This window comes from Rossellomorea oryzaecorticis (genome assembly GCF_045897515.1).
In the GTDB taxonomy this organism is placed as follows: Bacteria; Bacillota; Bacilli; order Bacillales; family Bacillaceae_B; genus Rossellomorea; species Rossellomorea enclensis.
Window position 1 is genome coordinate 22,440 of the sequence record NZ_JBJOSA010000014.1, and the last position, 13,339, is coordinate 35,778.

At 46.1% G+C, this 13,339-nt stretch carries 13 protein-coding genes and 1 other annotated feature; of the genes, 9 read left to right on the plus strand and 4 right to left on the minus strand.

Annotated features, from left to right (window positions below; all coding sequences use genetic code 11):
* The first annotated feature begins 20 nt into the window (after window positions 1-20).
* Window positions 21-242, plus strand: a binding site (T-box leader).
* A 109-nt stretch (window positions 243-351) separates the two neighbouring features.
* From leuS to ACKA06_RS15350, 3 genes are all read left to right on the plus strand, one after another.
* Window positions 352-2,766, plus strand: a complete 2,415-nt coding sequence (gene leuS / locus ACKA06_RS15340; RefSeq protein WP_064564569.1) for a leucine--tRNA ligase — start codon at window positions 352-354, stop codon at window positions 2,764-2,766.
* A 301-nt stretch (window positions 2,767-3,067) separates the two neighbouring features.
* Complete coding sequence (locus ACKA06_RS15345) at window positions 3,068-3,382, plus strand: rhodanese-like domain-containing protein (protein WP_032087454.1); 315 nt, start codon at window positions 3,068-3,070, stop codon at window positions 3,380-3,382.
* A gap of 118 nt (window positions 3,383-3,500) precedes the next feature.
* The gene (locus ACKA06_RS15350; RefSeq protein WP_032087287.1) at window positions 3,501-3,683 is read left to right on the plus strand and encodes a sporulation protein Cse60; all 183 of its coding nucleotides are present in this window, start codon (window positions 3,501-3,503) and stop codon (window positions 3,681-3,683) included.
* A gap of 44 nt (window positions 3,684-3,727) precedes the next feature.
* Here ACKA06_RS15350 and ACKA06_RS15355 read toward each other — a convergent pair whose 3' ends face one another.
* Window positions 3,728-4,987: a BaiN/RdsA family NAD(P)/FAD-dependent oxidoreductase gene (locus tag ACKA06_RS15355; RefSeq protein ID WP_058297999.1), complete on the minus strand. Its 1,260-nt coding sequence runs from the start codon at window positions 4,985-4,987 to the stop codon at window positions 3,728-3,730.
* Between the two features lie 204 nt (window positions 4,988-5,191).
* On the opposite strand from ACKA06_RS15355, the gene ACKA06_RS15360 reads away from it, so the two are divergent.
* Complete coding sequence (locus ACKA06_RS15360; protein WP_032087289.1) at window positions 5,192-6,814, plus strand: putative polysaccharide biosynthesis protein; 1,623 nt, start codon at window positions 5,192-5,194, stop codon at window positions 6,812-6,814.
* Between the two features lie 34 nt (window positions 6,815-6,848).
* Here the strand turns inward: ACKA06_RS15360 and ACKA06_RS15365 are convergent, their stop codons facing one another.
* Window positions 6,849-7,073, minus strand: a complete 225-nt coding sequence (locus tag ACKA06_RS15365) for a hypothetical protein (RefSeq protein WP_052011486.1) — start codon at window positions 7,071-7,073, stop codon at window positions 6,849-6,851.
* A 135-nt stretch (window positions 7,074-7,208) separates the two neighbouring features.
* Between ACKA06_RS15365 and ACKA06_RS15370 the strand changes: the two genes are divergently transcribed.
* Window positions 7,209-7,925, plus strand: a complete 717-nt coding sequence (locus ACKA06_RS15370) for a pseudouridine synthase (RefSeq protein WP_032087290.1) — start codon at window positions 7,209-7,211, stop codon at window positions 7,923-7,925.
* Between the two features lie 89 nt (window positions 7,926-8,014).
* Here the strand turns inward: ACKA06_RS15370 and ACKA06_RS15375 are convergent, their stop codons facing one another.
* On the minus strand, window positions 8,015-8,236 hold the full coding sequence (locus ACKA06_RS15375; protein WP_032087291.1) for a DeoR family transcriptional regulator: 222 nt from the start codon (window positions 8,234-8,236) through the stop codon (window positions 8,015-8,017).
* A 372-nt stretch (window positions 8,237-8,608) separates the two neighbouring features.
* Here ACKA06_RS15375 and pepV point away from each other — a divergent pair, with 372 nt between their 5' ends.
* The 3 genes from pepV to ACKA06_RS15390 are packed head-to-tail and all read left to right on the plus strand — an operon-like array spanning window position 8,609 to window position 11,198.
* On the plus strand, window positions 8,609-10,009 hold the full coding sequence (gene pepV, locus ACKA06_RS15380) for a dipeptidase PepV (protein WP_411160074.1): 1,401 nt from the start codon (window positions 8,609-8,611) through the stop codon (window positions 10,007-10,009).
* A 21-nt stretch (window positions 10,010-10,030) separates the two neighbouring features.
* A complete protein-coding gene (dat, locus tag ACKA06_RS15385; protein ID WP_411160057.1) occupies window positions 10,031-10,897 on the plus strand; it encodes a D-amino-acid transaminase in 867 nt (288 codons plus the stop codon).
* Between the two features lie 13 nt (window positions 10,898-10,910).
* The gene (locus ACKA06_RS15390) at window positions 10,911-11,198 is read left to right on the plus strand and encodes a hypothetical protein (RefSeq protein ID WP_032087294.1); all 288 of its coding nucleotides are present in this window, start codon (window positions 10,911-10,913) and stop codon (window positions 11,196-11,198) included.
* A gap of 62 nt (window positions 11,199-11,260) precedes the next feature.
* On the opposite strand, the gene cysK is transcribed toward ACKA06_RS15390, so the two are convergent.
* Entirely contained in the window at window positions 11,261-12,190 is a 930-nt protein-coding gene (gene cysK, locus ACKA06_RS15395; protein WP_032087295.1) for a cysteine synthase A, read from the minus strand.
* A gap of 572 nt (window positions 12,191-12,762) precedes the next feature.
* Between cysK and thpR the strand changes: the two genes are divergently transcribed.
* Entirely contained in the window at window positions 12,763-13,329 is a 567-nt protein-coding gene (gene thpR / locus ACKA06_RS15400; RefSeq protein WP_214871953.1) for an RNA 2',3'-cyclic phosphodiesterase, read from the plus strand.
* Window positions 13,330-13,339: the final 10 nt, after the last annotated feature.

Below are 13,339 nucleotides of genomic sequence, written 5' to 3' on the forward strand. Positions count from 1 at the left end.
TACATATAATGATTCTTATATTTCAGACGTTGATCGGGAGTAGTAATGAATGTTTTCTGTCTTAGAGAGTTGACGGGTGGTGGAAGTCAACCGGGAACATCATGAACTCGCCTGCTGAGTTGCAAGTGTGAACAATCAGTAAGACTTGCCGTTTTCCGCGTTAAGGATGAATGAAGCTGAGTGCGCGTACACTAATGTGGGTGGTACCGCGGGAGAATATATACATAACTCTCGTCCCAAATATTTTTATTTGGGATGGGAGTTTTTTATTTTGCTTCAAATAAGCCTGATCAAAGAACGAACCGTCCGTCTGAACCACAATCCATTCATTTGATAAAGGAGGATCTCAATATGAGTTTTGATCATAAAAGCATTGAGACAAAATGGCAGCAGTATTGGGAAGAAAACAAAACGTTCAAAACGACCGAGGATGAGTCGAAAAAGAATTTCTATGCACTGGATATGTTCCCGTATCCATCAGGTGCAGGCCTTCACGTAGGCCACCCGGAAGGTTACACCGCAACGGATATCCTTTCCAGAATGAAACGTATGCAGGGATATAACGTCCTTCATCCAATGGGTTGGGATGCATTCGGTCTTCCTGCGGAGCAGTATGCTCTTGATACAGGAAACGACCCTGCCGAATTCACGAAGCAGAACATCGATAACTTCCGCCGTCAGATCAAGGCGCTTGGTTTTTCTTATGACTGGGACCGTGAAGTGAACACGACTGACCCTGGCTACTACAAATGGACACAATGGATCTTCCTTAAGCTTTATGAAAAGGGCTTGGCTTACGTTGATGAAGTAGCAGTGAACTGGTGCCCGGCGCTTGGTACGGTTCTTGCCAATGAAGAAGTCATCGACGGGAAGAGCGAGCGCGGAGGCCATCCGGTCGAACGCCGCCCGATGAAACAGTGGATGCTTAAGATCACGGCTTATGCGGACCGCCTTCTTGAAGACCTTGAAGATGTCGACTGGCCGGAAAGCATCAAGGATATGCAGCGCAACTGGATCGGACGTTCTGAAGGGGCAGAAGTCGTCTTCAACATTGACGGACACGATGCATCATTCGATGTGTTCACTACACGTCCTGATACGATCTTCGGTGCAACGTACGCGGTGCTCGCGCCTGAACATGATCTAGTCGGGAAAATCACCACTGCCGAACAAAAGGAACAGGTGGAAGCTTATCTTGATAAGGTGAAAACAAAGAGCGATCTTGAACGCACCGATCTTGCCAAAGAAAAAACAGGTGTGTTCACAGGGGCTTATGCGATCAACCCTGCAAACGGAAGCAAAATGCCGATCTGGATTGCAGATTACGTTCTTGTGAGTTACGGATCTGGAGCGATCATGGCCGTACCTGCCCATGATGAAAGAGACTACGAATTTGCTAAACAATTTGATCTTCCAATTGTTGAAGTGGTTGCCGGCGGAGACGTTGAAAAAGAAGCCTACACAGGTGACGGGGAGCACGTTAACTCTGATTTCCTGAATGGACTTGGTAAAGAAGAAGCAATCACAAAATCGATTGCATGGCTTGAAGAAAAAGAAATCGGTACGAAGAAAGTCACATACCGCCTTCGTGACTGGCTGTTCAGCCGCCAGCGCTACTGGGGCGAACCAATCCCTGTCATTCACTGGGAAGACGGCACAACTTCAGGTGTTCAGGAAAGCGAACTTCCGCTTGTCCTTCCAAAGACGACTGAAATCAAACCATCCGGAACAGGTGAATCACCGCTTGCCAACATCAGCGATTGGGTAAATGTAGAAGACCCTGAAACAGGCAAGAAAGGCCGCCGCGAAACAAATACAATGCCGCAGTGGGCAGGAAGCTGCTGGTACTACCTTCGCTACATCGATCCTCATAACGAGGAAGCACTTGCGGATGCGAAGAAAATGGATGACTGGCTTCCGGTCGATATGTACATCGGTGGAGCTGAGCACGCGGTACTACACCTTCTGTACGCGCGTTTCTGGCATAAATTCCTTTATGATATCGGAGTCGTGCCAACGAAAGAGCCGTTCCAGAAGCTGTTCAACCAGGGGATGATCCTTGGTGAAAACAATGAAAAAATGAGTAAATCAAAAGGGAATGTCGTAAACCCTGATGAAATCGTCGAATCTCACGGAGCAGATACTCTCCGTCTTTATGAAATGTTCATGGGGCCGCTTGAAGCATCGGTTGCATGGAGCACGAACGGACTGGATGGAGCCCGCCGTTTCCTTGACCGTGTATGGCGCCTTCTTATCGAGGAAGACGGTACGCTTTCCCGGAAAGTGTCCGACACTGCGAACCCGGCCCTTGATAAAATTTACAACCAGACGGTCAAGAAGGTCACGGAAGACTATGAAGGTCTTCGTTTCAACACAGGGATCTCCCAGCTTATGGTCTTCATCAATGAAGCATACAAAGCAGAGACCCTTCCAAAAGCATATGTCGAAGGTTTCGTGAAGCTCCTTGCGCCGATCGCACCTCATATGACGGAAGAGCTTTGGGCGAAACTTGGACACGAAGATTCCATCACATACGTGGAATGGCCGTCATTTGATGAATCAAAACTTGTGGACAACGAAGTGGAAATCGTCCTTCAGGTCAACGGCAAAGTAAAAGCAAAAGTGATGATCCCTCGCGACATGAACAAGGATGAACTTGAAAAAACAGCGATGGAAAACGAAGACATCAAGAACCAAATTGAAGGAAAAACAGTGCGTAAAGTGATTGCCGTACCTGGCAAGCTAGTGAATATTGTGGCGAACTGATTTTGAATGGGGGAACGGACTTTTCTTGGTCCGTTCCTTTTTTTGTTGTGATGGACACTGTTTGTGGTGCCAGCATAAAAGAGATGATTTGAGCCAGGCACAAAAGAGGTGTTTTGAGCCAGGCACAAAAGAGGTGTTTTGAGCCAGGCACCACAAAACAAGGATAGGATGTACCAGGTACAAACCAGCCTCCTTGTACCTGGTACATCCCCTCCCCCGATACCCACACATGTGTAAATTTTTTGTGATAGGGAATACCTTTGATATAATCAAAATGGATTACCATGAAAGGGTGAAGAAAATGACTGAAATCAAAACGATTACAACAGATGAATTGAACAAAAAACTTCAAAACGGCGAAGACCTATTATTGGTGGACGTACGGGAAGATGAAGAAGTAGAAGAAGGGATGATTCCTGGAGCGCGTCACATCAAAATGGGCGATATCCCTGAATCATTGGACAAGTTTGAGAAGGATAAAGAATATATCTTTATCTGCCGCTCAGGAAACCGCAGCGGAAATGTTGCCCACTATATGCAGGAACAAGGCTACAAAGTGGTGAACATGGAAGGCGGCATGATGAATTGGGGCGGCGAAACGGCTCCCAAGAAATAATATGTGATCACTGAAACACATTCCTTTAATAGGGAATGTGTTTTTTTACGTGGATTTGTTTGAAAATTGAAAAATCTGACAATACTAGTGATAGTTTCTAAAAGAAGGTGGGAGCGGGATGATCCAGGTCAAAGTGTTTGATTATGAACATGAGAAGGATTTGGAGCAGGATATGAATCAATTCCTGAGTAAAGTGGATGAGAAGAAAGTCGTCGATATCAAATATCATATTGCTGCGCTGACGGAAGAAGAGGAAGAACAGATATACTGCTTCTCCGCCATGGTCATTTATCGAAAATAAAAAAGGTTGATCCGTCTATTATTAAGACGATCAACCTTTCTCTTTTATACTCTTGCTGCGTTATATCCGGCAAGACGTCCCGTCACAAGGGCGCTTGTGATGTTATAGCCCCCGGTGTACCCGTGGATATCGAGTACTTCCCCGCAGAAGAAGAGGCCGTGCATTTTCTTTGATGCCATCGTTTTCGGCTCGATTTCCTTAACTGACACGCCGCCTCCCGTCACGAAGGCTTTATCGATTGAAAGGGTTCCGTTCACAGTGAATGTGAATTGCTTTAACAGCTTTACAAAATGACGTACTTTTTCTGATGAAAGATGATCTCCCTTTTCATCCGGATCCATTCCTGACTTGTCGAGCAGGAATAGCAAATACCGTTCGGGAACCAGGCCTTTGAAGATATTCTTGGCCGCTTTTTTGCCTTCTTCTTTTACCTGCTTATAGAGGGATTGGAAGAGTTGTTCTTCGTTGGTATCCGGCATTGAGTCAATGACCATCGTCACATGGGTCAGTTTCCATTTTTTCATAGCTTTTACAACATATTGGCTGCACCTCAGGACTGCCGGCCCTGATATCCCCAGATGAGTGAAAATCATGTCCATTTTATGGGTGATGAGCTTTTTGCCCTTTGGATTCAGGACGCTCAATTCAATATCCCTGAGGGACAGTCCCTGAAGGGCTTTTTGTTTGATGAATGGTTCCTCCGATGTGAGCGGCACCTCGGTCGGGAATAAATCCGTGATGGTGTGTCCGGCTTTTCTGGCCCAAGGATATCCGTCACCGGTGGAGCCTGTGTGAGGGACCGACTTTCCGCCAACGGCAATGACCACGGCTTTTGCATCGATCACTTCTCCGTCCATCAAGCGGATTCCTTTTGTTTCCCCGTCTTCGTAGATCACTTCTTCAACAGCAGTGTTCGTCCTTGTCTCTACGCCCAGTTCCTTCATCCTGTTCAGAAGAGCCTCCACGACATCCAGTGCCCGGTTTGAGACGGGGAACATCCGTCCGTGGTCTTCTTCTTTCAAATGAATGCCGAGTTTCTCGAAAAATGAAATGATGTCTTCATTATTAAACTCCGAAAATGCGCTGTACAAAAAGCGCCCGTTTCCCGGGATGTGCTTGATGATCTCGTCGATCGGCAGGCGGTTAGTCACGTTGCAGCGTCCGCCGCCTGAAATTGCAAGCTTTCTGCCGAGTTTTGTTCCTTTATCTACAAGAAGGACCTTTGATCCGTTTTCACCGGCAGCGATGCTTGCCATCAACCCGGACGGTCCCCCTCCTATTACGATTACGTCATATGCTGACATTTCTTCACCAACTTTATTGTTTTACTTCTCAACAGTTAATATTATCAAAAACAAGCCCCTATAAAAAGTTTCATTTCATAACTGCCTCCGTCCGAAAAAAATTGTCATTCGATACTGACAGTAGTAAACTATGATAGTGTGAAAATTTTTCGAAGTAATAACGCATGTTCCTAAATGGAATATGCTTTTCCAGAGAGGGATATTATGTCATCAAAATTAATAAAAGGAACGTTTATTTTAACGCTTGGGACCTTCATTTCAAAGTTTTTGGGTCTTTTTTATGTTATACCGTTCGATGAACTGCTGAAGGGTCATGAAGAGGGGGCATCGCTGTATCAGTATGGATATGTGCCTTATACGATCTTTTTGACAGTGGCGACCGCGGGGGTGCCGCTGGCTGTTTCGAAATTCGTTTCGAAATATAATGCGATTGGGGAATACGCCGTCGGGAGAAAGCTCTTTAAATCCGGATTGCTCCTTATGACGCTGACGGGGATCCTTTCATTCCTGGTCATGTACATTTTTGCACCCGTCTTTGCGGAGATGACCATCAAGAGTGATGAACAGGTCATTTCTGTCGCACAGGTAACGACGGTGATCAGGGCGGTCAGCTTTGCGCTCCTCATCATTCCGTTCATGAGTCTGATACGCGGTTTCTTCCAGGGGCATCAGTCGATGGGCCCCACAGCCGTATCTCAGGTCATCGAACAAATTGTCCGCATCATCTTTTTACTCGGTGGGATTTATGTCGTATTGGATGTAATGGACGGTTCGGTCACCACTGCCATCAGCGTAGCGACGTTCGCTGCATTTGTGGGAGGTCTCGCAAGCCTTGCCGTTTTGATCTGGTATTGGTTCAAGCGAAAGCCTCATTTGGATGTGCTGCTGGAGGAAGACCGGGGGGAAGCGGATGTTTCTTTACCGAAGATGTATAAAGAAATCATTGCCTATTCTATCCCGTTCATCTTCGTTGGACTGGCCAATCCACTGTTTCAGCTTGTGGATCAGATCACGTTCAATACAGCGATGGCGGATATCGGCAATGCAAAAGTTTCCGACCATGCTTTTGCGGTCTTGAACTTTTATACGCATAAGCTAGTCATCATCCCTGTGTCATTGGCAACTGCTTTTTCCATGACGCTGATCCCGCTTATTACAAGCTCGTATACGAGCGGTGACCGGAAGACGATGCGCAGGAATATCGATCAATCTTTTCAGATATTGCTGTTCTTGACGGTCCCTGCTTCGATCGGGATTGCCCTGTTGGCGGAGCCTACGTACACGCTGTTTTATCATAGTGATGAACTGGGTACATCGATTCTCAGGACATATGCGCCGGTTGCGATCCTGTTTGCTCTTTTTGCCGTCACTGCGGCCATCCTGCAGGGCATCGATGAACAGAAGTTCACCATTTTCAGTCTGCTCGTAGGACTGCTGTTGAAGCTTGTCCTGAACATCCCGTTGATCCGGATGTTCGAAACACAAGGTGCTGTCATGGCCACAACCATCGGTTATGCTGTTGCTATTGCCATCAACCTGTATATCATTAAAAAATACGCACGCTATAAATTCGAGCTTATTTTCAGGAGGACTGTGGCGATTGGTATCATGAATGTCGTCATGGCCGTTGTCGTCCTGATTCTGTATGGTATCTTGAAACAGTTCCTGAATCCTGCATCAGGATTCCAATCTATCATCCTGGTCGCGGTCTGCGGTGGTGCAGGAGCGCTTGTCTATTTTTATCTCAGCCTCAGAAGCAAGCTTGCAGATAAATTATTCGGGGACAGGATCAGCAAAATCAGAAGCCGTCTTCGGATCGGTTCATAAAAAAGGGGATGACGTGCTCATCCCCTCTTTTCATTTACTGATTATAGTAGCCAAGCTGTCTTTCCAGTCTTTCTACTTGTCTTTCAAGGCGGTCAACCCTGCGGTCGAGCCTCTGAAATTGTCTTTCCAACCGGTCCAGGCGGTCATTGAATCCGCCGCCTCCCCCGCCGCCGGGATAACCCGGGTATTGCTGTCCCCCGCCGGGAAGGGGGATCGGGATCAAAATGCCGCCGGTTCCTTGCTGTCGATATGGATACATTATTTTCACCTCATGAAGGATATTTTCTTGCTTATCATTACCAGCCTATGTGTAAAATAAGAGAATGAATGGGCTTATAACCCAAGACAGAACCGAATGAACGATGAAGAATTAATTGAATTAGGAGTTGTCAGTATGAGAATAGATAAATTACTTGCGAATATGGGCTATGGAAGCCGGAAAGAAGTGAAAAAACTGCTGAAGGATGGCGGTCTCCAGGTAAATGGGGAGGTCATCAAGGACGGGAAGGTCCATGTTGACACTGATAAAGATACCGTCATGCTGTACGGAGATAAAGTGGAATATCGTGAGTTCATCTATCTGTTGATGAACAAGCCGCCGGGACTGATTTCAGCGACCGAGGATGCCAATGAGGAGACGGTCATCGATATTCTGCAGATGGACGACCAGATCTTCAACCCGTTCCCTGTCGGAAGGCTCGATAAAGATACAGAAGGATTGCTTCTGATCACCAATGACGGTCAATTGTCCCATCAGCTTCTTTCCCCGAAACGGCACGTGCCGAAAACGTATTTTGCCGTGATCGAAGGCGAAGTGACCGAGCGTGATATTGAGGCCTTTAAAGCAGGTGTGACACTTGAGGACGGGTACCACACCAAGCCAGGTGACCTCGTGATCTTAAAATCCGGGCTCACTTCCGATATCGAGTTGACGATCACGGAAGGAAAGTTTCATCAGGTGAAGAGGATGTTTGAAAGCGTCGGGAAGCGTGTTGTCTATCTGAAGCGTCTAACGATGGGGCCACTGAAACTGGATGAGGATCTTGAGCTTGGCGAATATCGTGAGCTGACGGATGAAGAAGTGGAGATGCTGAAGGAGTACCGTCCTTGATTTTATCCTGAAAATGAAAAAATTCCAGCCCCTCAAGTGGCATACTTCAGGGGCTGGAATTTTCATATTATTACTCTTTTTCTTTCTCTCTATGAAGACATCTTTACTTTCTTCTCGGTTGTTGTCCATTGGCCGCGGCTTGGGCTTTGCACCAAGTCGTTGTAAGCTAACACGTTGAGATCCCTTTGAATGGTGCGAGGAGTAATGCCAAATTCGTCAACGAGATCTTGAGTTGTTACAGTACCTTTCTTGTTGATGTACATGTATACAGCTTTTATTCTTGTTAGCATACGATTGGTTGAAGGTTTCAAAGAACCACTCCCTCATCATTTTTCCAAAGTCAAAGACTACATCGCCATGTGTGCACCTCACGTGCTACCTATGTACTATGCGCTTTAGACAACCCCTTTTCCTTTTATCGTTTACTCATAAGATGTCTGACAATTATATTGTACCCCTATTCCTGAAAAAATTCTATAATATTGTCTAAATTTACAAACAATTAACGGGGTCTCCCTTTGTTACCCCCATTGTATGAGGGGTCTAGTAAAAAGATGTATAATTCTGAAAATTAGAAGGTTAAACTTTTTAACATAGGTCTTTCTCCTTGTTTGGATTTCCTGTCTAAACAGTATAAAATGGAGGGGAATGAGATTAAATACATAATGAGCAGGTGTTGAATGATGAACTGGACACAGGAAGTCGAGAAACGCAAAGATGATTTATTGAAAGACTTGCAGAATTTTTTACAAATCAAAAGTGTGCTGGATGAAGAGAATGCCACTGATGATGCCCCGCTTGGCAAAGGGGTGAAGGAAGCGCTGGATTATTTATTGATGCTAGGCGAAAAAGATGGATTCACCCCAAAGAATGTCGGGAATCTTGCCGGTCATCTTGAGTTCGGGGGAGGGGATGAACTTCTTGGGATCCTCTGCCACGTGGATGTCGTGCCTGAAGGAGACGGCTGGAGTGTCGATCCTTTTGGCGGAGAAATCAAGGATGGGAAGATTTATGCCCGAGGTGCGATCGATGATAAGGGTCCTACCATGGCCGCCTATTATGCAATGAAAATCGTAAAAGAACTGAAGCCGGATTTTAACAAGCGGATCCGGATGATCATCGGAACGGATGAAGAGAGTGATTGGAGGTGTGTGGATCACTATTTCAAGAATGAAGAAATGCCATCGATGGGATTTGCTCCTGATGCTGACTTCCCGATCATTTATGCGGAGAAAGGGATTGCGGACTATGATCTTGTCCAACGAACGGGCAGAGAAGGAAATGGATCTCGGAATCAAGTTATCTCGTTTGAATCCGGCCGCCGTTATAATATGGTACCTGATTTTGCAAAAGCGGTCGTCCACCTTGATGAAGACCATACAAAATGGGTGCAGCAGTTTGAAATCTTCACAAAGAATGAAGGAGTTAAGGGAAGATATTATATTGAAAACGGTGAAGTGATCTTTGAGGTGGAAGGTGTGTCCGCACACGGGATGGAGCCAGATAACGGCAAAAATGCCGGACTGTACCTCGCTGCTTTCCTTACCGAGCTTCCATTGGACGCGCAGGCAGAAAACTTCTTTGCTTTTACAAAAGAAACTTTTTTCAAGGAATCCCGGGGCGTGAAGCTTGGCGTCAGCCATCGTGATGAAATCACAGGAGACCTGACAATCAACGTCGGAAAGCTGCGCTATTGCCATGAAGAAGGCGGTCGCCTAGGCCTTAATATGCGCTACGGTGTCGATTACGAAATGGAGAAGGCGAAAGAAACCCTTCAGTCCATTGAAAGCTTCACTGTTGAAAATTTCACGGACAGCAAGCCTCATCATGTGTCATCGGATGACGAGCTTGTACAGACATTGCAAAAAGTATACGAAGAGCAGACGGGTGAAAGAGGGGAACTCATCACCATAGGCGGCGGGACTTATGCAAGGAGCCTTGAAGCAGGCGTGGCATTCGGACCGTTATTCCCGGGAAGGGAAGATATTGCTCATCAAAAAGATGAATACATGTACATTGAGGATCTCTTAAAAGCGACGGCGATCTATGCTCAGGCAATCTATGAATTGGCCTGCAAATCCTAAGGATCTAAAGGAGAGAGGGAAATGACTGAAGGAACGGTATTTCTTAATGGGGATTATGTGAAAAGATCCGGTGCGAAAGTGGATATAGAGGACCGCGGCTATCAATTCGGTGATGGGATCTATGAGGTTGTCCGCGTCTACAACGGAAATGTCTTCACGATGGATGAACATATGGAGCGCCTGTATCAAAGTGCTGATAAAATGAAGCTCAAGATTCCATTTGAACTTAAGGACTTCACTTCCATTGTGTTCAAATTGATCGAAATGAATAATGTCCAAGAGGGCATCGTTTATATCCAGGTTTCAAGGGGGATATCGACGAGGCAGCATCACTTCCCTGCGGGGGATGTTCCCGGTAGTGTGGTGGCTTATACGAAAGAGTTTAAAAGGCCTGTAAAATCAATGAACGAAGGTGTTACTACGACGCTTGTAGAGGATATCAGGTGGCTCCGATGTGATATCAAGAGCCTCAATCTGTTAGGGAATATCCTTGCCAAAGAGGAGGCTGCTTCAGGGGGCCATTTTGAAGCGATCGGGCATCGCGGCGAGACAGTGACGGAAGGATCCTCGTCAAATGCTTTCATGGTCAAGGGCGGGGCGGTTTATACGCATCCGGCTACGAATCTGATCCTAAACGGTATCACAAGGAGAGTCATTAAAGAATTGGCCGATGCACACGGTGTGAAGTTCGTCGAGAAGACATTCACGGTGGATGAACTGCTTTCTGCTGATGAATTGTTCATCGCCAGCACCACTTCAGAAGTAATGCCCGTCATTAAGGTGGATGAAACGGTCATAGGACAGGGGGCACCAGGACCTGTGACAAGGAAACTCCAGGAATGGTTCACAGAGAGAATCGAGAAAGAATGTAATAAACTTCAAGTTTGACGGAGGATGCGGGATGGAATTGATATGTTCACAAGCTTTCATGAAAAAAGAGCGCAGGATTGAAGACAATCAGCAGTTTACGGTGGAGTCGGAGGAATATCTGTATCTGTACAGTGATAAGATCGTGACGCCTAAAAGGAGCTTCGGGCTGCATCAAGTGCTGGACGTGACGAAGAAGCATCTCTCGGCCCGATATATTTTCCTTTATCTCCATACCATTGAAGGTGTCCTTACGTTCGTGGTAAAGTCTTCACCCGACCCGTTCATCTCGCATTACCGTAAAATAAAAGAAGACCTATAACGAAGGCCCGTCCCGCACTGCTTTAAAGCAGTGCGGGACGGGCCTTTGAAATTTTTTTGAATTTAGAATCGGAACAGGTCGCTTGAAAGGTATCTTTCTCCTGTGTCACATGCGATGCAGATGACCACATCGTCAGGCGATAATGTTTTGGCAACCTCGATTGCAGCGTAGCAGGCAGCACCTGAAGATGGTCCTACAAGAATGCCTTCTTCCCTTGCCATCCTTCTCGCTATATCGTATGCCTGTTCGTCTTCGATTTTATGAATTTTATCATATACCTCTGTATTCAATGTATCAGGGACAAAGCCGGGGCTCGTACCGACAAGCTTGTGTTTGCCGGGTTTACCGCCTGAAAGGACTGGGGAACCTGCAGGCTCTACGACATGTACCTGAATATCCGGATACTGTTCCTTCAGTACCTCGCCAGTACCAGTAATGGTTCCTCCTGTCCCGGCTGTCGCGACAAAAGCAGACAGCGGCTTGCCGATCTGTTCCATCGCTTCAATGATTTCGAGTGCCGTCGTTTTACGGTGGGCATTCGGATTGGCGTCATTTTCAAACTGCATCGGCATGAAGCTGTTCGGGATTTCTTTTGTCAGTTCTTTTGCCTTTTCGATTGCACCAGGCATCTTCTCATCCCCTGGAGTCAATACGACTTCCGCTCCGTATGCTTTCAACAGGTTGATCCGCTCCTGTGTCATCGTGTCAGGCATGACCAGGATGGAACGGTAGCCTCTTGCCGCTGCATTCATAGCAAGGCCGATCCCGGTATTCCCGCTCGTCGGTTCGATGATCGTCGAACCTTCCTTCAGCAGGCCTTCTTTTTCAGCTTCGACGATCATCTGGAAGGCAGCCCGGTCTTTTACGCTTTTGCTCGGATTATAGAATTCAAGTTTAACGTACACATCCGCACCATCAGAAGGATTCAGGCGATTTAACTTAACAAGGGGGGTATCCCCGATTAATTCAGCAATATTCTGTACTACTTTCATGGTCAACTTCCTTTCCTGCATTCTCTACTTATATGGTACTCATTCATATAAATCTTATCAACTATATAGGCTTTGTATTTCATTTTCATTGCATTTCCCTTAGGAGATTCTTTCTCTTAGCACAATTTGCTAAAATAGAGATAAATAAGTCAAAGTTTGTTCTTATAAACATCGCAGTTGATTTCCGTGCAAGACTTCGCTTTCCGCGGATGAACGGTGAGCCTCAGAGGTCTCACATGTCTAGCTGCAGGGCTTAGAGGCGCATGTCATAACCAAACCGGCCAAGAAGGCAAAGGACGCAAAGAACCCCTTCATGGCGGATTCGTCATATGCCACCCGCCTCTCTTCGAAGCCCTTCCGCTTTCTTATTAGCCACTTCTCCCGCAGGAGTCTTGGTCTTGCACTTCAATCAACTGCTGGAACCTGCAATAACTTTATACAATGACAATAAGTAAGACTCAAAATGGGTATACAAATAACTTAAGTATGATTCTTTAGAACAAAAATATATTAATGAGGTATTAAACTGACTATATACTTTATAAAAGACTAACAAAAAGGGATGGAATGTTATGTTAAAAACTCATTATTTTTTTGCATGTGCATTACCGGACGAGATGAAGAAGGAGATAGAAAGACTGACTGCTCCCATGAAGGAAGAGGATTCTTTTAAGAAATACGTCCATCCGGAAGACTACCATATCACTCTGGCTTTCCTGGGTGATGCTGCACAAGAAAATTTAGATGCGGCCATTGACCATGTAACAGAGTCTTTACATAACCTGGGGAGTTTCCCGCTTTCGCTAAAGAGGTTCGGCACTTTCGGGAAAAGTGATGAGCCGAGGATTTTCTGGATGGGTGTGAACCCGTCTTCGACTCTTCATCAGATCCGTGAAAAGGTGTATGAAGCCTGTGAAGAAGCAGGCTTTCAATTGGAAACCAGACCTTTCACCCCCCATGTCACCGTCGGGCGGAAATGGAACAAGTCAACACGATTTTCAAAGGAATGGCTGAGTGGTTTCAACCCGGAAGAAACTCCCGGCCACCTGATAAAAGAGATCGTTCTATACCGAACGCATATGGATCGCACACCGAAATATGAAGCGGTCCAAACGATACACTTGAATGAATCGCCCTAAATAACCTGAA